The organism is Sinomicrobium endophyticum, assembly GCF_052983315.1.
Genome location: NZ_JBRKIS010000021.1, coordinates 76,550 through 97,284, shown reverse-complemented (window position 1 = coordinate 97,284; position 20,735 = coordinate 76,550). Strand labels below are relative to the sequence as shown.

At 44.5% G+C, this 20,735-nt stretch carries 21 protein-coding genes; 12 read left to right on the top strand and 9 right to left on the bottom strand.

Going from position 1 to position 20,735, the window contains the following annotated elements; translation table 11 throughout:
- The first annotated feature begins 54 nt into the window (after positions 1 to 54).
- The 4 genes from ACVBDU_RS07120 (at position 55) to yajC (ending at position 3,088) form a co-directional block, all read left to right on the top strand.
- Complete coding sequence (locus ACVBDU_RS07120; protein ID WP_447179074.1) at positions 55 to 1,158, top strand: Glu/Leu/Phe/Val family dehydrogenase; 1,104 nt, start codon at positions 55 to 57, stop codon at positions 1,156 to 1,158.
- 136 nt (positions 1,159 to 1,294) lie between these two features.
- A complete protein-coding gene (gene nusB, locus ACVBDU_RS07115) occupies positions 1,295 to 2,239 on the top strand; it encodes a transcription antitermination factor NusB (RefSeq protein WP_447179073.1) in 945 nt (314 codons plus the stop codon).
- 65 nt (positions 2,240 to 2,304) lie between these two features.
- Positions 2,305 to 2,754 (top strand): DUF1573 domain-containing protein, encoded by a 450-nt coding sequence (locus tag ACVBDU_RS07110; RefSeq protein ID WP_447179072.1) that lies wholly within the window; start codon positions 2,305 to 2,307, stop codon positions 2,752 to 2,754.
- A gap of 19 nt (positions 2,755 to 2,773) precedes the next feature.
- Entirely contained in the window at positions 2,774 to 3,088 is a 315-nt protein-coding gene (gene yajC / locus ACVBDU_RS07105) for a preprotein translocase subunit YajC (protein WP_447179071.1), read from the top strand.
- Positions 3,089 to 3,294: 206 nt separating this feature from the next.
- On the opposite strand, the gene pepT is transcribed toward yajC, so the two are convergent.
- Positions 3,295 to 4,527, bottom strand: a complete 1,233-nt coding sequence (gene pepT / locus ACVBDU_RS07100) for a peptidase T (protein ID WP_447179070.1) — start codon at positions 4,525 to 4,527, stop codon at positions 3,295 to 3,297.
- 228 nt (positions 4,528 to 4,755) lie between these two features.
- The gene (locus ACVBDU_RS07095; protein ID WP_447179069.1) at positions 4,756 to 4,914 is read right to left on the bottom strand and encodes a hypothetical protein; all 159 of its coding nucleotides are present in this window, start codon (positions 4,912 to 4,914) and stop codon (positions 4,756 to 4,758) included.
- Positions 4,915 to 4,962: 48 nt separating this feature from the next.
- Between ACVBDU_RS07095 and ACVBDU_RS07090 the strand changes: the two genes are divergently transcribed.
- Positions 4,963 to 5,583 (top strand): NUDIX hydrolase, encoded by a 621-nt coding sequence (locus ACVBDU_RS07090; protein WP_447179068.1) that lies wholly within the window; start codon positions 4,963 to 4,965, stop codon positions 5,581 to 5,583.
- Between the two features lie 222 nt (positions 5,584 to 5,805).
- Here the strand turns inward: ACVBDU_RS07090 and ACVBDU_RS07085 are convergent, their stop codons facing one another.
- The 4 genes from ACVBDU_RS07085 to ACVBDU_RS07070 all read right to left on the bottom strand — a co-directional run bounded on the left by ACVBDU_RS07085 (position 5,806) and on the right by ACVBDU_RS07070 (position 10,226).
- Entirely contained in the window at positions 5,806 to 8,208 is a 2,403-nt protein-coding gene (locus ACVBDU_RS07085) for a TonB-dependent receptor (protein ID WP_447179067.1), read from the bottom strand.
- A gap of 405 nt (positions 8,209 to 8,613) precedes the next feature.
- The gene (locus tag ACVBDU_RS07080; RefSeq protein WP_447179066.1) at positions 8,614 to 9,198 is read right to left on the bottom strand and encodes a uracil-DNA glycosylase family protein; all 585 of its coding nucleotides are present in this window, start codon (positions 9,196 to 9,198) and stop codon (positions 8,614 to 8,616) included.
- 9 nt (positions 9,199 to 9,207) lie between these two features.
- Positions 9,208 to 9,717 (bottom strand): GNAT family N-acetyltransferase, encoded by a 510-nt coding sequence (locus ACVBDU_RS07075; RefSeq protein WP_447179065.1) that lies wholly within the window; start codon positions 9,715 to 9,717, stop codon positions 9,208 to 9,210.
- On the bottom strand, positions 9,714 to 10,226 hold the full coding sequence (locus tag ACVBDU_RS07070) for a YdeI/OmpD-associated family protein (RefSeq protein ID WP_447179064.1): 513 nt from the start codon (positions 10,224 to 10,226) through the stop codon (positions 9,714 to 9,716). The genes ACVBDU_RS07075 and ACVBDU_RS07070 overlap by 4 nt, the downstream gene beginning before the upstream one ends.
- A gap of 288 nt (positions 10,227 to 10,514) precedes the next feature.
- On the opposite strand from ACVBDU_RS07070, the gene ACVBDU_RS07065 reads away from it, so the two are divergent.
- The 6 genes from ACVBDU_RS07065 (at position 10,515) to ACVBDU_RS07040 (ending at position 16,428) form a co-directional block, all read left to right on the top strand.
- Complete coding sequence (locus ACVBDU_RS07065) at positions 10,515 to 10,940, top strand: OsmC family protein (RefSeq protein ID WP_447179063.1); 426 nt, start codon at positions 10,515 to 10,517, stop codon at positions 10,938 to 10,940.
- Between the two features lie 182 nt (positions 10,941 to 11,122).
- On the top strand, positions 11,123 to 12,253 hold the full coding sequence (locus ACVBDU_RS07060; RefSeq protein ID WP_447179062.1) for an adenylate kinase: 1,131 nt from the start codon (positions 11,123 to 11,125) through the stop codon (positions 12,251 to 12,253).
- A gap of 150 nt (positions 12,254 to 12,403) precedes the next feature.
- Positions 12,404 to 13,414, top strand: coding sequence for a GTPase ObgE (gene obgE, locus ACVBDU_RS07055; protein ID WP_447179061.1), 1,011 nt, complete (start codon positions 12,404 to 12,406; stop codon positions 13,412 to 13,414).
- Positions 13,415 to 13,465: 51 nt separating this feature from the next.
- Complete coding sequence (locus tag ACVBDU_RS07050) at positions 13,466 to 14,050, top strand: ASCH domain-containing protein (protein WP_447179060.1); 585 nt, start codon at positions 13,466 to 13,468, stop codon at positions 14,048 to 14,050.
- Between the two features lie 322 nt (positions 14,051 to 14,372).
- Entirely contained in the window at positions 14,373 to 15,767 is a 1,395-nt protein-coding gene (locus ACVBDU_RS07045; RefSeq protein ID WP_447179059.1) for a Gfo/Idh/MocA family oxidoreductase, read from the top strand.
- A gap of 136 nt (positions 15,768 to 15,903) precedes the next feature.
- Positions 15,904 to 16,428 carry a DUF4136 domain-containing protein gene (locus ACVBDU_RS07040; RefSeq protein WP_447179058.1) on the top strand — a complete coding sequence of 175 codons (525 nt, stop codon included), beginning with the start codon at positions 15,904 to 15,906 and terminating at the stop codon, positions 16,426 to 16,428.
- Positions 16,429 to 16,576: 148 nt separating this feature from the next.
- On the opposite strand, the gene ACVBDU_RS07035 is transcribed toward ACVBDU_RS07040, so the two are convergent.
- The 3 genes from ACVBDU_RS07035 to sucC all read right to left on the bottom strand — a co-directional run bounded on the left by ACVBDU_RS07035 (position 16,577) and on the right by sucC (position 18,999).
- Complete coding sequence (locus ACVBDU_RS07035) at positions 16,577 to 17,005, bottom strand: Hsp20/alpha crystallin family protein (RefSeq protein ID WP_447179057.1); 429 nt, start codon at positions 17,003 to 17,005, stop codon at positions 16,577 to 16,579.
- Between the two features lie 158 nt (positions 17,006 to 17,163).
- A complete protein-coding gene (locus tag ACVBDU_RS07030; RefSeq protein ID WP_447179056.1) occupies positions 17,164 to 17,565 on the bottom strand; it encodes a TerB family tellurite resistance protein in 402 nt (133 codons plus the stop codon).
- A gap of 240 nt (positions 17,566 to 17,805) precedes the next feature.
- Positions 17,806 to 18,999, bottom strand: a complete 1,194-nt coding sequence (sucC, locus tag ACVBDU_RS07025; RefSeq protein WP_447179055.1) for an ADP-forming succinate--CoA ligase subunit beta — start codon at positions 18,997 to 18,999, stop codon at positions 17,806 to 17,808.
- 410 nt (positions 19,000 to 19,409) lie between these two features.
- On the opposite strand from sucC, the gene lysA reads away from it, so the two are divergent.
- The gene (gene lysA, locus ACVBDU_RS07020) at positions 19,410 to 20,666 is read left to right on the top strand and encodes a diaminopimelate decarboxylase (RefSeq protein ID WP_447179054.1); all 1,257 of its coding nucleotides are present in this window, start codon (positions 19,410 to 19,412) and stop codon (positions 20,664 to 20,666) included.
- The last annotated feature ends 69 nt before the right edge of the window (positions 20,667 to 20,735 follow it).

Genomic DNA, 20,735 nt, shown 5'->3' with positions numbered 1-20,735 from the left:
GTGTATTGATTTTATCAAATATTCAAAAATAAAAAACTCTAATTCCAAAGAATAATGACGACAGATCTCTTACATCCCGATGAACTTAAAAAAGTTGACCCGGTTTTTGGTCAACTTTCTTTTGACGATCACGAACAGATCGTATTCTGTAATGACAAAGATACAGGATTAAAAGCAATTATCGGTATCCATAACACGGTATTGGGACCGGCGCTTGGCGGAACGCGGATGTGGAACTATAACACGGAGTGGGAAGCGTTGAATGATGTACTCCGTCTTTCCCGCGGCATGACGTTTAAATCTGCCGTTACCGGGTTAAACCTGGGGGGTGGAAAAGCGGTTATAATAGGAGATGCCAAAACACAGAAAACACCGGAACTGATGCGGAGGTTCGGTGAATTTGTGAACTCTCTCGGAGGTAAATATATTACCGCAGAAGATGTGGGCATGGAAACTTCCGATATGGACCTGGTAAGGGATGTAACTCCTTATGTGACCGGTGTATCCGAGTCCAGGGGAGGAGCGGGAAACCCTTCGCCGATCACGGCATACGGTGTTTATATGGGAATGAAAGCTGCCGCTGCATTCCAATTCGGTTCGGATAAGCTGGAGGGCAGGCAGGTCCTTGTACAAGGTATAGGGCATGTGGGAGAGTCTCTCGTAGAGCACCTGACCAAAGAAGGCGCTAAAGTATTTATAAGCGACATCAATGAAGACCGTTTGCAGGAAGTGAGCAAAAAATACGGGGCCGTAGTATATGCCGGAGATGACCTGTATACCGCCAATGTGGATATTTATGCGCCGTGTGCCCTCGGAGCAACCATAAATGACGATACCGTATATAAGATAAATGCTAAAGTTATAGCCGGTGCGGCCAACAACCAGCTGGCGGATGAGAACAGGCACGGCGCCATACTTCGGGAGAGAGGCATTGCCTACGCCCCCGACTTTCTTATCAATGCAGGCGGTATCATTAACGTTTACGCCGAACTGGAAGGGTACGGAAAAGAGGAGATCCGGAGAAAAACCGAGAATATCTATAATACCACAGGTGAAATTTTTGCACATTCCGATAAAAACGGATGTACGACACACCAGTCTGCGTTGCGTGTGGCACAGGCCAGAATAGACGCGAGAAAGCAGGAAAAAAACGCATAAATTCTATCACGCAAATCAAAATTCCAATATGGTAACATAAAAAACTTGGAATTTGCGAGCGGAAAACCTTATTTTTGCAGGGCGAAAGAATATTTCTTTCGCCTTAATTTTTTTAAAGGCAATAAGTTCTTTTCATATGTTAACAAGACGACATATTCGGGTTAAGGTAATGCAGTCCATTTACGCGCTGACCCAAGCCGAAAAAACCGACCTGGACAAGGAAGAAAAATTTCTGTCCATGAGCATGGAGAATATGTATAACCTTTACCTGGTGCTCCTGAGCCTTATGGTAGAAATGCAGAAAATGGGGGCTTACAGGTTAACTGCCTCCGGGAAAAAATACCTTGCCACGGAAGAAGAAAAAAATCCTAACCGGAAATTCGTAGACAATAAGGTGCTGAACCTTCTGGGGAACAATGTCCTACTTGCAGACGAGCTGAAAAACCGGAAGATCAATAACTGGTACCTGGACGAAGAATATGTGAAAGTACTGTTCAGGGAGATGGAAGAGAGCGATTTTTATGCGAAATACCTGTCTACCCGCACCTCTTCCTTTAAAGAAGACAAAGAATTTTTGCAGGATCTCTACAAAGAAGTAATAGCCCCCAACGATAAACTCTACGACTATATAGAAGATTTTAACCTTACCTGGGTTGACGATCTCCCGTTGGTGAATACCTTTATCCTGAAACTGATCCGCAAAGTAAAACCTGAGGATAGCGAAAGCTATTTTCTTCCCCGGCTTTATAAAGACCAGGAAGACCGCATGTTCTCCAGGGAACTTTTCCGTAAAACCGTACTCAATGAAGAAGTGCTTCAGAAGGAAATATCCGGTAAAACCCCCAACTGGGATACCGATCGGATCGCGGAAGTGGACGAGGTTTTACTGAAGATGGCTATCTGTGAATTCCTGAAATTTCCTTCCATTCCCATTAAAGTAACCATCAATGAATACCTGGAGATCGCTAAGGAATACTCCACTCCAAAAAGCAGTATCTTCATAAACGGAATACTGGATAAAATGGTTAAGGATTTCGAATCCAGGAATAAATTGAACAAAGTGGGGAGGGGATTAATGTAATAATCCTTATTTTTATGCCCGTAAACAAAAAAATAATTAGTTAATCCGAAAAATAACAGTGTGATATGAAAAAAGTTTTGTTGGCCATAGCACTTGTGGCAGCTGTTTTTACTTCCTGTAAACAAGATGCTGCCAGTAAAGTAAAAGCAGAAAACGTAGCTCAGGCAGCCGTAAGAGATAAAGCTGCAAGTAAACTCCCTGTTCTGGAATTCGATAAAAAAGAACACGATTTCGGTACTATTCAGCGTGGAACAGCCGTAGAAACCGTATTTAAACTTACCAATACCGGAGATGCACCCCTGGTGATAACCAATGCAACAAGCAGTTGCGGATGCACTATCCCGGAATATCCTAAAGACAAACCCATAGCACCGGGTGAAAGCGCGGAATTACTGGTTAAGTATAACGGTTCCGGTATCAACAAGGTAACCAAAACGGTTACTATAACCACCAATACCGAAAAAGGAAGCGAACAGGTAAGGATTATGGCTTTGGTAGAAGAGCCGGCAAAATAGGAAAATTTTAAATTTATATATGGAATCAATCAGTAGTCTGGCCCCCTTTTTATTAATGTTTGTGGTGATCTATTTTTTTATGATCCGTCCGCAGATGAAACGTCAGAAACAAGAAAAGAAATTTGCTGCAGAACTTAAAAAGGGAGACAAAGTAGTAACTAAAAGCGGTATGCACGGAAAAGTTGTTGAATTGAATGACAGCGATAATTCCTGTGTTGTAGAAACCCTGGCGGGAAAAATAAAATTTGAAAGATCAGCCATTTCCATGGAAATGAGTTCAAAACTGAATGCCCCGGTAGTGGACAAAAATACTGCTAAAGACAATAAGAAGTAAGCCTTAAGAGCTTTTATAACGTAAAAAGCCACTTTTTTTGAAGGTGGCTTTTTTTATTTCGGTAAAGTATCTGTTTTTGGGATGAGATTGAAGATTAAAACCCTGTAATTTTCCTGCGGTTATTTTGAGTTCTATAAATTTTCGCCACTGATACACGGATAATTTTTAGAAAACTAATCTTGTTATCAGTGTATCAGTGGCTATATCTATGCCCGGTATTTCTCCGATGTCAGTTCGGCAATCTTTACAATAACCTCCACGGCTTTCTGCATGCTTTGTACGGGAACGTATTCGTATTTACCGTGAAAATTGTGTCCGCCGGCAAATATGTTGGGGCAGGGAAGTCCCATATACGACAGTTGCGAACCGTCCGTACCGCCCCGTATCGGTTTTATAAAAGGCTCTATCCCCACATCTTTCATAGCCTGCTCCGCGATGTCCACGATGTGGAAAACAGGCTCTATCTTTTCCCGCATATTGTAGTACTGGTCTTTGATTTGCAGTGTTATGGCATTACCGTGTTTAAAGTTCAGCTCGTTGGCTATTTTTTGCAGAAGTTCCTTCCGTGCTTCGAACTTGTCAAAATCATGGTCCCTTACAATACCTTCCAGTACCGTGTTTTCCACATCGCCCTTTATGCTGTAGAAGTGGAAGAAGCCCTCCGTACCTTCCGTGCGTTGCGGCACCTCGTTGGGCGGTAGCATATTGGCAAACTTATTGGCAATAAGCAGGGAGTTTACCATCTTTCCCTTTGCATAACCGGGATGCACACTTTTTCCCTGTATCTTTATAGTAACCCCCGCAGCGTTAAAGTTTTCGTATTCCAGTTCTCCGATCTGGCTGCCATCCATGGTATAGGCCCATTCCGCCCCGAACTTTTCCACATCAAATTTGCTTGCTCCCCGGCCGATTTCCTCGTCGGGCGTGAAGCCTATGCGTATTTTTCCGTGTTTAATTTCCGGGTGGTTGACGAGGTATTCCATTGCCGTGACAATCTCCGTAATACCGGCTTTATCATCTGCCCCAAGCAAGGTAGTGCCATCCGTTACAATAAGGGTCTGCCCTTTGTATTGCAACAGGTCCTCAAAATAGCGGGGCGAGAGTACAATATTTTCCTCTTCGTTTAAGACAATATCCTTTCCGTTATATTTCTCTATCACCCGTGGCCTTACATTCGTACCGTTAAAATCCGGGGAAGTGTCCATATGGGAAATAAAACCGATCACAGGTACTTCATGGTCCGTATTGGAAGGAAGCGTAGCCATGACATAGCCGTTTTCGTCTACGGAAACATCCTGCATGCCGATGTCTTTGAGCTCTTCTGCAAGCTTGTTTGCCAGTATCCATTGCTTGGCCGTGCTGGGCGTGGTCTCCGATGTGGGGTCAGATTGCGTATCTATCGTGACATAGCTTATAAAGCGGTCTATAATGTTTTGCATGCGGAAATTTTTTACGAAAGTACTACGAATAGAGATAATTTTAAAATTTTGTTTTGCACCTTGCAGTACATTCGTTTAACGACAAATTTCCTTGGATGTTTTGTAGGAAATGGAGTATTTTTATGAAAAGGGATTTGAAATTTTTATAAAAAATCCCTTTTTTAGCTAAAGAGGCAAAAAGGTATGAGTCCCGGTATATATCGGGATGGAGTTGGAGGGATTTTTTTGTTACAGGTTACAAGTTGCAGGTTCATCAAAACAAAGTGAGGTGGCTGAGTGACAGCCGCAGGCTGTTGTATCGAAGCCACCGGGGTTATAGTTTTTTTTAATACGTTTGCCCTGTTTACCTATTTCACTTTTTAACTCCTTAACTGCTTTTTTTTGCATACACCGAAAAAATTAAATAAATCCGAATAGATAAAACCTCTGAAAAATATGCATCGTGACATTCTTAACCTTTTAAAAAGAATACAAGCTATTACAGATACCGGTCTTTTATACGCCAAAGATGCGTATGATATAGAACGATACGAAGAACTCCATGAAATTAATAAAGAGTTATGGCAGCAATACACCGGCCATACAGCCCAAGATCTCGGCATCATGTTTCCCGCGGTAAAAGATTATCCTACCGCCAAGGTAGACGTACGGGGATTGGCATTATCGCCCGAAAAGGAAATACTGCTGGTTCGGGAGAGTGCCGACGGTAAATGGGCGTTGCCCGGAGGGTGGGCGGACATCGGCTTTACGGCCTCGGAAACCATCGTAAAGGAATTTAAAGAAGAAACAGGCCTGAATGTGAAACCCGAAAGATTGCTGGCTGTCATGGACAAAAAAATGCACCCGCATCCCCCGCAGCCTTTTTATGTGTACAAAATGGTGTTCCACTGCAAAATACTGTCCGGGAAAATAACAAAGAGCTTTGATGTACTGGATGTAAACTATTTTAAAATAGATAAACTGCCGGAACTGTCGGAAGACCGGATACTGAAAAGCCAGATAGAAATGCTGTACACCAAAGTGACTTCCGGGGATCACGTGCCTTATTTTGATTGAGTGGGGGAATGGATGAGTTTTGGAGTAGGGGAGTTGTTTAGGTAGTGTGGAAACTGAGTTATTGGGGTAATGAGTTACTGAGTTATTTAGGCGGCGTGGGGACTTGGTTAAAAATCAACTTTATACATAACCTAATAACCTGTCCCATTACCCTAACCCCAAAAACAAAGGGCGCAACATGCTACGATGCTGCGCCCTTTGCGGTTAAAAAAAATCTGTCAACTACATAAGTCCTCCGCCTTCTTTGGTGTTGTCGTCCCTGTTCTTCCGTTGTATCTGCCTGTTCTTTCCGCTTCCGAAACGATAGGAGAGTCCCAGGTAAACCGAATTGCTTTCCCAGGTAAACTTTCCGGTTTGTACAAAAGGCCTTTCACTGTCAAAAGCAAACCGCATGGTGTTGAATATGTCATTGACGTTGAGACTAAGTGTTCCTTTGCCGTCTGCAAAGGCATAACGTGCACCTGTATTTACAAAATACATGGGCTTGGCATCAAATTGCAGCGACTTGTTCCTGCCCCGGTAGAACCCGAAGAGGGAAAGAGTGAGCTTTTTGGTTACCGTAAAGTTATTGTTCATCCTGAAGTTGTAAGCTGTATTGTCTACTTCCATATATTCCGTACCTACGTAGCCTTTTTGTGTCTGGGAGAACAGGTCGAAACTGGTGTTGAAGTTCCACCACTTTACAGGCTTGTAGTTTCCGGAGATTTCCAGTCCGTAAGATGAATTGTCATCAAAATTGTCATAAGTGAGGATAAGCCTGTTTTCATCCAACGGGTCCACATACAGTGCATGGTTTATTTCGTCTTCTATCCTGCGATAGAAAACCCCGGCGGTGATACTTCCTTCCTTCAATCGCCTGGTGTAATTGGCCTCTACGGAATTGGTAAACTGTGGCTCCAGGCTTTCGTTACCGAATTCTGATATTAACGGCGTACTCCATTTTCGTATAGGGTTCACCTGCCCTATACCCGGACGGTCCACCCTACGGCTGAAGCTCACCTGGTACTGGTTCTTTTCAGTTGGTGAATACGTTACATAAGCCGACGGATATAGTTGTGTGTATTTGTCCGTAAACGCTCTTACCGTATTGGTATCTGCTTTTACTTCTACATTTTCAATACGCGCGCCCACCTGGTAAGACCATTTATCGAAATTCTGCCCGAATGTAGCATAAGCAGAGTAGATGTCCATTCCATAGTCAAAAGCAGTACTGGGAGTAGGGATTAGTTCACCATCCGCATTAAAAGACATTCCGGTGGAATTGAAGTCCAGGTTGGTCTCAAATACCCTGGCCTCTGCACCAAGCTCCAGTTTGGATTTTTCCGACAAGGGGTTTATGTAGTCCAGGTTTATCGTTGTTTGTTCCCTCTCTGTGTCTGTATTGTCTATATAATCAGGGAATTGTGAAGGTCCTTGAAAACGGTTGTCAATGCTTCCGTCATTTGAAAAACGGTTGTAGTCCACTTCCAGTTCTATATTATGCCCTTCCTTGGCAAAGTCCCGTTTATAATCAAAATTGTATTGCTGGCTATGGTTGGAACTGTTATCGTTCAAGGATTGAAAAAGATTGTTTGCTTCGTCATCATGATAGAAAATATTCGTTGTTCCGGCTCCTTTACCGTCAAAAGTATTCTGGTTCGTAAAGAAAGAAATGGTGTTCTTGTCATTGAGGTAAAAATCCATTCCTACCTTGTAGAGATGCGATTTGTTATTGTTGCGAAAAGAGAACTTCTGCTCCAGGTTTTGTTCGTTTCGAAACAGCCTTCCTTTATTGTTGTACTTCCCTATATTGTTGCCATAACTACCGTATACATTGAATTTTCCGTTCCTGTAATTCAGGTCTACGGAAGAATTAAACTTGGCATCCTCCGCTTCGGTAAGCCCCAGGTTAACGTTTCCGTTAAACCCGATATTGGCGTTTTTGTGTAACACGATGTTGATAATCCCGCTCATACCTTCCGGGTTGTACTTGGCAGACGGATTGGTGATAAGTTCAATCTTTTTGATGGAAGTGGACGGAATTTGTTTCAGTAACTGGGCAATAGGTACGTTAGACAGTTTGCCGTCTACCATAACCCTTACGTTCTGGTTACCGCGGAGCGACAGGTTGCCGTCCTGGTCTACATTTACCGAAGGGATGTTGTTCATGATCTCCGAAGCCGTAGCCCCGGCCGTGGTCAGGTCTTTTCCTACATTAATGACCTTACGGTCTATTTTTTGTTCAATCGTAGAACGTTCGGCTACCACATCTACCCCTTCCAGTTCGGCCACATTTTCTTCGAGAGGAATGGTTCCCAGGTTTACTTTATGGCTGTCCGAAGGGATATTTACCTGTTTATGATACGTCTTGTAACCGATATACTGTACCTCGAAGATCATCTGCCCGTCCGGAAGCCCTTTCAGTTCAAAGGTCCCGTCATCCTGCGTAATGCCCCCGGTGAGTATTTCGTTGTCTGCGGCAGACCGCGCTACTACCGTTGCATACGGTATAGGCTCCTGCAGGCCCTCGTCTATGACCTTACCCGTAATGATCCCGGTTTTGGAAAAGGAGGTGGGAGTTGTGGATGCTTGTGCGGTGAGTGCATAGGAAATCAGTAATGCACACCAAGTGAATACGTGTCTCATTAGTAGTTTTAAGTTTTTTGATTGATGATGAATGTTACACCGTTTTTGCCTCCGGTGTGTGATAAAGAGACGAGGAAAGGGTAGATCTGTTACAAAGAGAGTGTGGTTTTAACAGTTTTTAACAGTGGGGGAGTTCTTTGAATGATCAGACAGCTTTTACACTGACACTTTGCGAACCTCCGTGCAAACTTTTGTGAATCCTCTGTGTAATAATATAATAGAAACAGGCTATTACACAAAGAGACACAGAGGAATACGCAGAGATACACAAAGTCAGGCTTGTTTTGAAATACCCAAACTGGTGCTCGTTTGCAACGAGTACCCATTGTCCCCGGCATTTGCGTATTGTTATAGTTCCGATAGCCCGGTAACCGGGTAAACCTGTGATGATGATGCCGATTCCCGTTACCCCGCGGATAGAATACCATAGCGGTTCAGTTCACGTCGTAACCTGGGAATAACCAGTTCATCAAACCAGGGATTTTTGGCCCTCCATATGTTGTTTCGCGGGGAGGGATGGGGTAGAACAAAGTACTTAGGAAGATATTCTTCGAAGTTTTTTACCGTTTCGGTCAGGGTCTTTTTTCTTTGTTCCTGCAGGTAATATTGCTGGGCATAGGTGCCGATAAGCAGGGTGAGTTTTACTTCCTTCATCTGTTCCCACAGGGCATGGTGCCATAAGGGGGCACATTCTTTTCGAGGGGGCAGGTCGCCGGACTTCCCTTTGCCGGGATAGCAGAATCCCATGGGGATAAGGGCTATTTCCTCCGGGTTGTAAAAAGTGTCGCGGCTTACCTGCATCCATTGGCGGAGGTTATCGCCGCTTTTATCGTCCCACGGAATACCGCTTTGGTGCACCACGGCGCCGGGAGCCTGGCCTATGACCATTATTTTACTGTCCGGATGTGCGGATACTACGGGATTGGTGCCGAATTCCAGGTGGGGAGCGCATACGTTGCAGTTTTTTATGTCCCGAAGCAGGTGTTTCATGTTATATTGTTATTCAGGCTTTCGCTTAGACAAGTGTTTCCCGGATGGAGACTTCTTTTTCACCGGGAATTCATAAACATCCAGAAAGCGCCTGGAAACTTTGCTCGGTTCCCGGCGGATTACCGAACCTCCCATTTTGTCGTAAAACCCTTTGGCATTGGGATCGGAGGAAAGGGATACCGATTTGCCGTTCTGTTGCTTTATGTGTTGGAGTATCTGCTCGAAGATCCGGGTGCCGTAGCCTTTCCGGATGTAATCGGGCAGCAGCCAGAAATGATCTACCTCCCAATGGTCATTGCCTTGGTGTACCAATCCGTAAAAACCTATAAATCCGTCCGGGTTTTCTACTTTAACCACTTCATTCCGGGTAATGTATTCCGGGGTAATGGTAAGGTCTTCCCGCCAGAGAGCCATAAGTCGGTCCGCATATCCCCAGTGTTTTTTAGAGCTCATGGCGGTGCGCGTAAGGAGTTCGTGGTCTGCCGGTGTGGCTTTTACGTATTTCAGTGTACGGGTCATGTAATACGATGTATGAGGTTGTCCATCATTTTTACGATCCTTTCCGCCCGGGCATCTTCTTGTTTGACTTCGTATATCCATTGCATCCATTGCCGTTTTCGGTCTTCCGGCAAATGTTGAAAGTTCCGGTAGGTTTCCGGGGGCTCGTTTTTGAAACAGTCCAGGATATCTTCCGGAATTTCCAGGGGAGTGCCTTCGGAAAACTCCGGGGTATTTTCTTGAGTTAAGGGTTCTTCCGGGTATAGCTTCAGGTATACGTAATCGCCTTCACCCTTACCGATAGTTTTACGGATGGTTGCATTTACAGGGAGGAACAACACGCCGTTTCCCTTTGGCATCAGGGTTTTTCCGCTGAGCGGGTGCCCGTCTATTTCGCCATACACCCGGAGCATCCCGAAATAACGGTCTCTCCGCTGGTTGATCTCGGGGATGGCGGCATAGGTCCACCCTCCTTTGCCCGGAAATTTTTCCAGCAGGTATTTTTTATCCACCAGGGGTCTGGGTGCCATGTGTTACGATTTTAAAAATTGCTTTGGAGGTATAAATGTATGGATTCCTCCGGAATTACGGGGTGTTTTTTCTCAAAGTCCTGTTAATGTTATGGAGGTCGGAAGTGTAGTAATAAGTTTGTCTGGTAATTGGATTACCGGTGTTAACAGGATGTGTAGCTTGCTGTCTCCGGGGGCACTGACGGGACGGATAAAACGACTGAAAACTCAGCTACTCTGTTCCTTTCAACGTAAAAATTTTATGTATCTTGTAGAATACTGTTATGAGAAACTTAAACGTAAAAAACTATGGCAAAAAATAATGGAGCAACAGCGTGTAATGGATTGGATAACTATTATACCAAAGCCACAATCGGTAAACATTCTTTTTATATAGACGAACCGGAAAAAGTGGGTGGTAAAGATAAAAAACCTTCCCCGACGGATTATGTACTGGGTGCGCTGGCTTCATGTACGGCTATTACCATGCGTATGTATGCCCAGCGAAAAGGATGGGAACCGGGTATCATAAAAGTGCATGCAACCTTTGCCCCGGTAATGACGCCCGACGGCATAAAACAACGCATAAAAAAGGAAGTAGCATTTGAAAAAGAACTACCACCGGAACAGGCAGATCGGTTACTGGAAATCGGGGAAAAATGCCCGGTGAGCAAGATGCTTAAAACGGAAGTAGAGATGCTGATGGAACAGACCGGGTATACAAATGAGGGATGATGTAGCCTGGTATGCACGGAGAGCGAAATGGTGGTTATTTATGTTTTTTACACAAAAAGATGTTATAAAAAAACCTCTCTGTTAAAATACCCGGATGCTAAAGTGTTGATCTAAGAACGTAAATCGTATATTTGTCCCTTTGTAATTACAACAAGCTGTTTTTTTTGAAAGATATTTTTTGAATGGGAATTATTAAGCTTCACGATAAATACTTTAAACCATTTATATCTTCTGCGGAAATTGACAGGGCTGTAGGGCAACTGGCACAAAGCGTGAGTGCGGATATGCCCGGCGAAGTACCTGTGTTTGTAGCCATACTGAACGGGGCTTTTATGTTTGCAGCGGATTTTTTAAAGAAATACCCGGAGGATTGTGAGATATCTTTTGTTAAATTGGCATCGTACAGCGGAACTGCCTCTACCGGGGCGGTAAAGCAACTGGTAGGTCTGGGAGAAAGCCTGGAAGGACGGAACGTTGTGGTGCTCGAAGATATTGTGGATACCGGGAATACCCTGGTGGAAATACACCGGATCTTTTCGGATATGAAGGTGAAAAGCCTGAAAATAGCCACTTTGTTCTATAAGCCGGAAGCGTATAAACAACAATTGAATATAGATTATATAGGGATGGAACTCCCCAATAAGTTTATCGTAGGTTATGGCCTGGATTACGATGGACTGGGAAGAAACCTGTCCGAAGTGTATCAACTAAAAGAAAAGGACATGATAAATTTAGTTCTCTTTGGAAAACCCGGAGCGGGGAAAGGAACACAAGCAACTTTTTTAAAGGAGAAATACAACCTGGTACATATTTCCACCGGAGATGTTTTTCGTTACAACATGAAGAACGAGACCGAATTGGGGAAACTGGCCAAGACATATATAGACAAAGGAGAATTGGTGCCCGATGAGATAACTATAAACATGCTGCAGGCCGAAGTGGAGAAAAATGAAGATGCCCGCGGATTTATCTTTGACGGTTTTCCGAGAACCACGGCCCAGGCAGAAGCTCTGGATAAACTGTTACAGAGTAAAGGTATGGAAGTCAGTGCTACCATTGCCCTGGAAGCGGATGATGAGGTGCTTATAGAACGTCTCCTGGAACGCGGAAAGGTAAGCGGAAGAAGTGACGACCAGGACGAAAGCAAAATAAGGAACCGCTTTGAAGAGTACAATGAAAAAACAGCCCCGTTGATCAGTTATTACAAACAGCAGGGTAATTTTTACAGTGTAAACGGTATCGGTTCCATAGAAGAGATCACAGCGCGTCTTTCGGAGGTTATTGAAAGCCTGGAAATCGTAAGCAGTAAATAATTTACAGGAGATATAAAGGCGATATTACCTGAGAAATATATTGTGGAGACGCACCCTCGTGCGTCTCTGTACTTGTAAAATACCGGCAGGCTGTATCACCTGCTGTAATGCAGGCATAAGACACTATACACAAACCATAGCAATAAGAAGATGACGGAGGGGAATTTTGTAGATTATGTAAAAATATATGTGACTTCCGGGAACGGAGGTAAAGGGTCTACCCACCTTCACCGGGAGAAGTATGTTCCGAAAGGAGGGCCGGATGGCGGAGACGGTGGCCGCGGAGGACATATTATTCTCCGGGGCGATAAAAATCTCTGGACGCTTTTTCACTTTAAGTTTAAAAAACACTTCCGGGCCGGCCACGGCGAACACGGCAGTAAAAACCGTAGTACCGGGGCAGACGGGGAGGATATTTATATGGATGTACCCCTGGGGACCGTAGTGAAAGATACGGAGAGCGGGGAAGTACTGTTTGAGATCGCCGAACATGGCGAGGAGAAGATAATAGTAAAAGGAGGTAAAGGCGGACAGGGAAACTGGCATTTTAAAACATCTACCAACCAGACGCCCCGTTATGCGCAACCCGGATTGGAAGGGGAGGAGAAGAATATTACCCTGGAAATGAAAGTCCTTGCCGATGTGGGACTTGTCGGTTTTCCGAATGCAGGTAAATCTACCTTGCTTTCTGTGGTTACCGCAGCCAAACCCAAGATAGCCGATTATGAGTTTACCACACTGAAACCCAACCTGGGGATCGTACAAAACAGGGATTATCAGACCTTTGTTATGGCGGATATTCCGGGGATCATAGAAGGTGCGGCGGAAGGTAAAGGGCTCGGGCATTATTTCCTGAGACATATCGAACGGAACTCTGCCTTGCTGTTCCTGATACCTGCGGACAGTAAGGATATTAAAAAAGAATACGACATTCTGCTGGACGAGCTTCGCCGTTATAATCCGGAAATGCTGGACAAAGACCGCTTTATTGCCATCTCCAAGTCCGATATGCTGGACGAAGAACTGAAGTCCGAGATGAAAAAGGAACTGGGGAAAGCCCTTGGCGGTGTACCCTATATGTTTATATCTTCCGTGGCACAACAGGGAATACAGGAGTTGAAAGACAGGCTGTGGGAAATGTTGAACAGGGAAGAAGCCTGAGTAGTTGGATATGGGGGAGACTCCAAATAGTCTAACAATTAATATGCGGATATGCTTTTCAAAAACATACACCTTGAAGGTATCCGGTCCGGGGAGATTACCCTGGCTTTTCGCAAATGGAAAAAGCCTGCCGTAAAAAACGGTACTGTACTCAAGACTGCCGTTGGCCAGGTGGCCATCACCGGTATATCCCCCGTAAATGAAGAAGAACTCACCGAAGACGATGCCCTGAAGTCCGGTTTTGAGGATGTACCGGCTTTAAAAAAAGAACTTCAAAAAAGACCTTCCGGGGAGTTGTACAGGATAAATGTCCGCTATCATTCCCCCGATCCGCGGATAGCCCTACGGGAGCAAACAAAACTCGGGAATGAAGCGTTCCGGGAACTCCGGGAAAAATTAGAAAGGCTGGACACCTATAGCAAACAGGGTAACTGGACCCTGGATATTCTAACGGCTATACAGGAATTCCCCAAATTGAAAGCTGCCGACCTTGCCCTGAAAACAGGAAAGGAAAAGGAATGGCTGAAACCGAATATCCGCAAACTGAAAAACCTCGGACTTACCGTAAGTCATAATCCGGGATATACCCTGTCTCCGCTCGGGGCCGTATTTCTGCAAAAGTATAAGGAGGAATAAAGAACCCGGAATACCGGGATGAGTTTCTATAAACATTTACTTTGTTCAGTTATTAGGTTGATGAGTTAATAGGATATCGACTAAATAACCCAATAATTATATCCATTTCCCCGCCGGCCGGCCGGGCAGGATTATCACTTCCCAGCCTCCGGACTTGCAGTCCGGAGTGATTTAGCTACTTCAACCCCGAACCCGATCATGGTTTATTCGGATAAATTCTATATGTCTGTACTACAGTTTGTTTTGTCGTTATTATTAAAATGTTTTTAGTACATTTATAGTAATTGACCATAGAAACATTAATAAAAAAGGGACTTAAATTATGGAAACTACAAGGCGAAAGTTTATACAGTCGGTAAGTTTGCTGGCTGCCGGAATGGCCATGCCCGTATCGGCATTCAGCTTCGGAACTTCAAAGAAATTGCGGATTGTTCTGGTCGGGACCGGGGTCCGGGGGATCAGCTTCTGGGGGAAAAGACTGGCAGAACAATATTCGGATATTCTTGAATTTGCAGGGCTTTGCGATATTAATCCCGGAAGACTGGAATTCGGGCGAAGGCATATCGGCGTAACCTGCCCTACGTTTTCCGATTTTGAAAAAATGATCCGGGAAACCAAACCCGATCTCGTTATCGTAACCACAAAAGACTCCACCCATCACGAGTTTATTATCAAAGGACTGGACATGGGGTGCGATGTGCTCACCGAAAAACCGCTTACTACGGACGAGGACAAATGCCAGGCTATTATTGATGCCGAGCGAAGGTCCGGAAAAAAGCTTATCGTAGGATTTAATTACCGGTGGAGCCCGTATAATACCAGGATCAAGGAATTACTGGCTGATAATTCCATCGGAAAAATAACTTCGGTAGATTTTCATTGGTATCTGAATACCTACCACGGGGCTTCCTATTTCAGGAGATGGCACGGATTAAAAGAAGAAGGGGGGACGTTGTGGGTACACAAGGCTACGCACCATTTCGACCTGTTGAACTGGTGGATAGATTCTGAACCGTCCGAAGTCTTTGCCTACGGCGACCTGGAGCATTACGGCGCAAACGGCCCTTTCCGGGGGGATAAATGCAGGACCTGCGGACATAAATCCGAATGCGACTATTACTGGGACATTACCGAAAACGATCATATGATGAGGCTTTATGTGGACCATGAAAAACACGATGGATATATCCGTGACAACTGCCTGTTCCGTAACGAAATAGATATTTACGATAAAATGTCGGCCCAGGTGAAATATAAGAACAATACCGTACTGAACTATTCACTTACCACGTATTCGCCCTTTGAGGGCTGGCGGGTTGCTTTTAACGGAACAGAAGGAAGACTGGAAGCCTGGCAGGACATCCCTTACCAGAATGGAGAAACCGTGGACCAGAGCGAAATGCATGCCAGGGAGATGGACCAGTCCGGGGAAGAGGACCAGGATCAGGAGCCTGTTATAGTGCATAAATTATGGAAGGATTTTAAAACTGTAAAAGTTGCTATGGAAAGAGGAGGTCACGGCGGAGGGGATAAGCGGTTACAGGACAAAATGTTTAAAAGCCCCGATATGCCGGATCCCTATGGCAGGGCGGCAGGCCTGAGAGACGGGGTGATGTCGGTGTTGATAGGTATTGCGGCCAGAAAAAGCATAGAAACAGGCCGTCCTGTGAAAATAGGGGAATTGACAGACCTGGAGCCCAGGATAAAAAGAGTATAAGAGAGAGTATCCCCGGGGGCTTGCTGCTTTTTGACGGGAAAAGAGGGTGGTTTCCGGCTTCTTTGGTGAAATCTTTTTGTCCGGTTTCCCGAAGGAAGTCGAAGGATTTCCTTAATTTTGAGAAAAGCAATATACTATGCGACTCCTCAAAATTTTTCTTCTGGCCCTGCTTTTCGGGGCGTGTTCCGCGGCAAAGGTGGATTATGACCGGAATACGGACTTTTCTGTATACAAAACATTTGATTTCTATCCGGATATGAAATCCGGGCTTAATCAGCTGGATGAAAAACGGGTCACCGCCCGCACGGAAGCCTTTCTGAAAGGAAAGGGAATCGTGAGATCGGATAGTCCGGATATGTATATTAATATCTTTACCAAGCAATATGAAACGCCTTATAACAGTTCTGTGGGGATCGGAATAGGTAGCGGCGGAAGAGGTGGGGGCTTCGGTATATCCGGAGGTATTCCCATACGCTCCAATTCCATGACACAGGAGGTTACTTTCGATCTTATAGATGCGCAAAAGGACGAACTTTTCTGGCAGGGTGTGGTGGAGGCCAAAATGGGAAATAATACCAGTCCGGAGATGAGAGAACAGACCTATCGTAAGGTTGTGGAGAAGGTGTTCAGTAAATATCCCCCCGGGAGAAAGCAGAACTAAACCCCATAGTTGCGAACGAAGTAAAAGACTGATTTAAACCAAAAATGAAGTGATAATCGGATGATATATATAGGAAAAAAATCCCTGCGATAACACAGGGATTTTTTCATTAAAACCAATTAACTAACTAAACTAACTCCATCTGATATTATGAAATTTCGATAACTTTCTTAGGCTTCGGAAGGGCTTCTTCACGCTTTGGAAGGGTAAGTTTCAAAATACCGTTCTCGTAGGCAGCGTTGATATCCTCTTCGTTTATGCTGTCCGGAAGGTTGAATGACCTGCGGAAAGCGTAGTGACGAAATTCCCTTCGGGTGTATTGGTCGTTATCCTCTTTCTTTTCTTCCTTGTGTTCGGAAGAGATGGTTAGGACCTTGTCGTCCACTTCAATGTTAAAATCTTCTTTGCTCTTTCCGGGAACCACCAGTTCCAGGATAAAATCTTTGTCGGTTTCCTGAATGTTCACGGCCGGAACATGTGTATTGTGATTTTGAATTCCGCCTAACCAGTCGGGTTTTAAAAATTCATCAAAGATGGATGGAAACCACACGTCGTTATTTCTTTTTACAAGACTCATAATGCTGTTATTTTTAAGGTTGAACTTTTTTGTTTTCAACTTACTTATAACAAAATGAATTCCATTTCCGAAAACAGGACATAATGGCATTTTTCAATGTATTATTACTGACAAAACGGCATTGTTGATATTCCGTGGATTTTAAGTCCGGTGGCGGTTTAATTGTAATATGTTTTGAAAACCTGTATCAGGATGTCCGGCGGGATGATCTTATCGGGGTATTGATGCATGATTTCGAGCACCTTGTTCGTGGCCAGCGGGTTTAATCCCATGTGGATACCGAGGTCTTTTATTTTTTCGATTTCCTGCGGAGAAGAGGACCGGTCGACATTCATAAGGAGTACCAGGCGGTGGAATTGCAGAATGCGTTCGGACTCCGGTTTAAGCGGTACACTTTCCACTTTTGTGGTGAACAGGTTGTCCAGGGTTTTCTTTTCTACACCCAGTTGTTCGGCTACGGTGAGGAGAAAGCGATATTCGATGTCTTTGATATTACCATCGGATTTGGCCAGGGCGATCATATCGGCCAGCAGGCTCAGTTTTTCTTTTTCGGTATTCATGGAAGGTTGGAATTGTGACGGGGTGTATTGGTTAGAATTATTGTTTCGGGTTAGGTGACAAAATTAGTCAGTATGCCAATGAGATAATGGGGTAATGAGGCAATGTGCCAATTGGCTGATTATTTTTTACAGTCATTATCTCATTGATATATTAATCTATATATAAAACAAAAACTCCCGGAAATTATTTTCCCGGGAGCTTGAATTTTATCATTTATAATGTTTGATCCTTGTGGGACCTTAGCTCAACACTTCTTTTACTTTGTCGGCAGCTTCCTGGAACTGAACAGCAGAGTGTACCGCAAGTCCGGAGTTGTCGATGAGTTCTTTGGCTATTTCGGCATTGGTGCCCTGCAAACGAACAATGATCGGCACTTTAATGGCATCTCCCATGTTCTTGTAAGCGTCCACGATACCCTGGGCTACACGGTCGCAACGAACGATACCCCCGAATATGTTGATAAGGATAGCTTTTACGTTAGGATCTTTCAGGATAAGACGAAAAGCGGTTTCTACACGTTTGGCATCTGCCGTACCTCCTACATCGAGGAAGTTGGCGGGTTCACCGCCGGCTTGTTTGATAAGGTCCATAGTGGCCATGGCAAGTCCGGCACCGTTTACCATACATCCTACGTTACCGTCAAGGTCTACGTAGTTAAGTCCTACGGCTTTGGCCTCTACTTCAATAGGGTTTTCCTCACGAAGGTCACGCATTTCCACGTAGTCTTTGTGGCGGAACAAGGCATTGTCATCCAGGGTAACCTTGGCATCTACTGCCATGATCTTATCGTCGGATGTCTTTAATACCGGGTTTATTTCAAACAGGGAAGCGTCGGATTTGACGTAAGCAGTGTAAAGAGAACTAACGAACTTCACCATTTCCTTGAATGCATTACCGCTCAGTCCGAGGTTGAAGGCAATCCTTCTGGCCTGGAAAGGCATAAGGCCTACTGTAGGGTCTACTTCTTCGGTGAAGATGAGGTGCGGGGTTTTTTCCGCTACTTCTTCGATATCCATACCGCCTTCGGTAGAGTACATGATCATGTTCCTCCCTTTGGCGCGGTCCAGCAATACGGACATATAGAACTCGGAAGTTTCACTGTCTCCGGGATAATATACGTCTTCGGCAATTAATACCTGGTGTACCTTTTTTCCTTCTGCGGAAGTCTGGGGTGTAACCAGGTTCATACCGATGATCTGCTCGGAAATTTCTTCTACCTGTTTCAGGTCTTTGGCCAGTTTAACACCGCCTCCCTTACCGCGTCCTCCTGCGTGTACCTGGGCTTTGATAACGTGCCATCCGGTTCCTGTTTCCTGAGTAAGTTGCTTGGCGGCAGCAACGGCTTCCTGGGGATTATGAGCTACGATGCCCCGTTGTATCCTTACACCGAAACCTGCCAGTATTTCTTTTCCCTGATATTCGTGTAAATTCATAACAAAGATTTCATTTGTTTGTATTTATTTGCTTTTTATAGGTCGGATGGAATGCCGGGTGACTTATGAGTCGGTTAGCGTGATAATTTCACTAACAGGCATTTCAATTAGACAAGGGACAAAAATAGCAAACCTGGCATAATTACCCTAGCTTAAACACATTTTTTTGTATTCCCCGTAAAATAGCTTTATTTTGTCCGGAATGTATTAAAAAACTGATTTTCAACGGAGAGTATTTCCGATTTCGGAAGGCATCTGTTTGGAAGTGCGCCACGTGGGATAATAGTCAATATTATCACAAAATGTTTGTTTTTTATTTCAAGTTTAAGTTTTTTCCTTTCAACTAGGGCTAATACCTTATATTTGTGGACTTAAACAGAGGAATCGTACACTAACACACAAATTTGAACATGAATAATCAGGATTTATTACATATTGCCCGGGAATTCGGTAATCCGGTCTATGTATACGATGCGGAAAAAATCATATCGCAGTATCAAAGGCTTACAGGTGCATTCAATAAAGTGAAAAACCTGAAAATAAACTATGCGGCAAAAGCCCTTTCCAATATTTCGGTACTGAAACTGCTCAATAACCTGGGCAGCGGACTGGATACGGTCTCCGTACAGGAAGTGCAACTGGGATTGCAGGCAGGATTTAAACCGGAGGATATAATCTTTACACCGAACGGGGTTTCTTTGGAAGAGATCGAGGAAGTGGCCGCTCTCGGGGTGCAGATTAACATTGATAACCTCTCCATACTGGAGCAATTCGGCACCAAGCATGCGGATATACCCGTATGTATCCGGATCAACCCGCATGTGATGGCGGGGGGAAATACGAATATTTCCGTGGGACATATCGACTCCAAATTCGGGATCAGTATTCACCAGATGCCGCACCTGTTGCGTATCGTAGAAAATACGAAAATGCACATCAACGGTATTCACATGCATACCGGGAGTGATATTCTGGATATAGAGGTGTTCCTCTATGCATCGGAAATCCTTTTTGAAACCGCAAAACAATTCAAAAATCTCGAATTCATCGACTTCGGAAGTGGTTTTAAAGTACCGTACAAAGAAGGGGATATCGAGACGAATATAGAAGAGCTGGGTAAAAAACTAACCAGGAGATTCAACGATTTTTGCAAGGAATACGGTAAAGACCTGACCCTGGCTTTCGAACCCGGAAAATTCCTGGTAAGCCAGGCCGGATATTTTCTTGCCAAGGTAAACGTGGTGAAACAAACTACTTCCACGGTTTTTGCCAGTATAGATACCGGGTTTAACCACCTGATCCGCCCTATGCTTTACGGTGCGCATCACGAGATCGTAAATATTTCCAATCCGGAAGGAAGAGACCGTTTTTATTCGGTGGTGGGGTATATCTGTGAAACGGATACTTTTGCCAACAACCGGAGGATAGCACAAATAACCGAAGGGGATATCCTGTGCTTTAAAAATGCCGGGGCGTATTGTTTTACGATGGCCAGCAATTACAATTCGCGTTTCCGTCCCGCGGAGGTGCTTTGGTACAAAGGCCAGGCACACCTGATACGCAAAAGGGAAACCTTCGAAGACCTGGTAAGGAACCAGGTAGAAGTAGACCTGCCGCTTTCCGGGAGCAAAAAAGAAAAACAGGAAGCTGTTGCGGTAAAAGACTGAGTGTAAAAAAGCGGATAGGATGCCGCAAAATAAAATATCTGTCGTTTCGGGCAGCAAGGGAAATCCGTT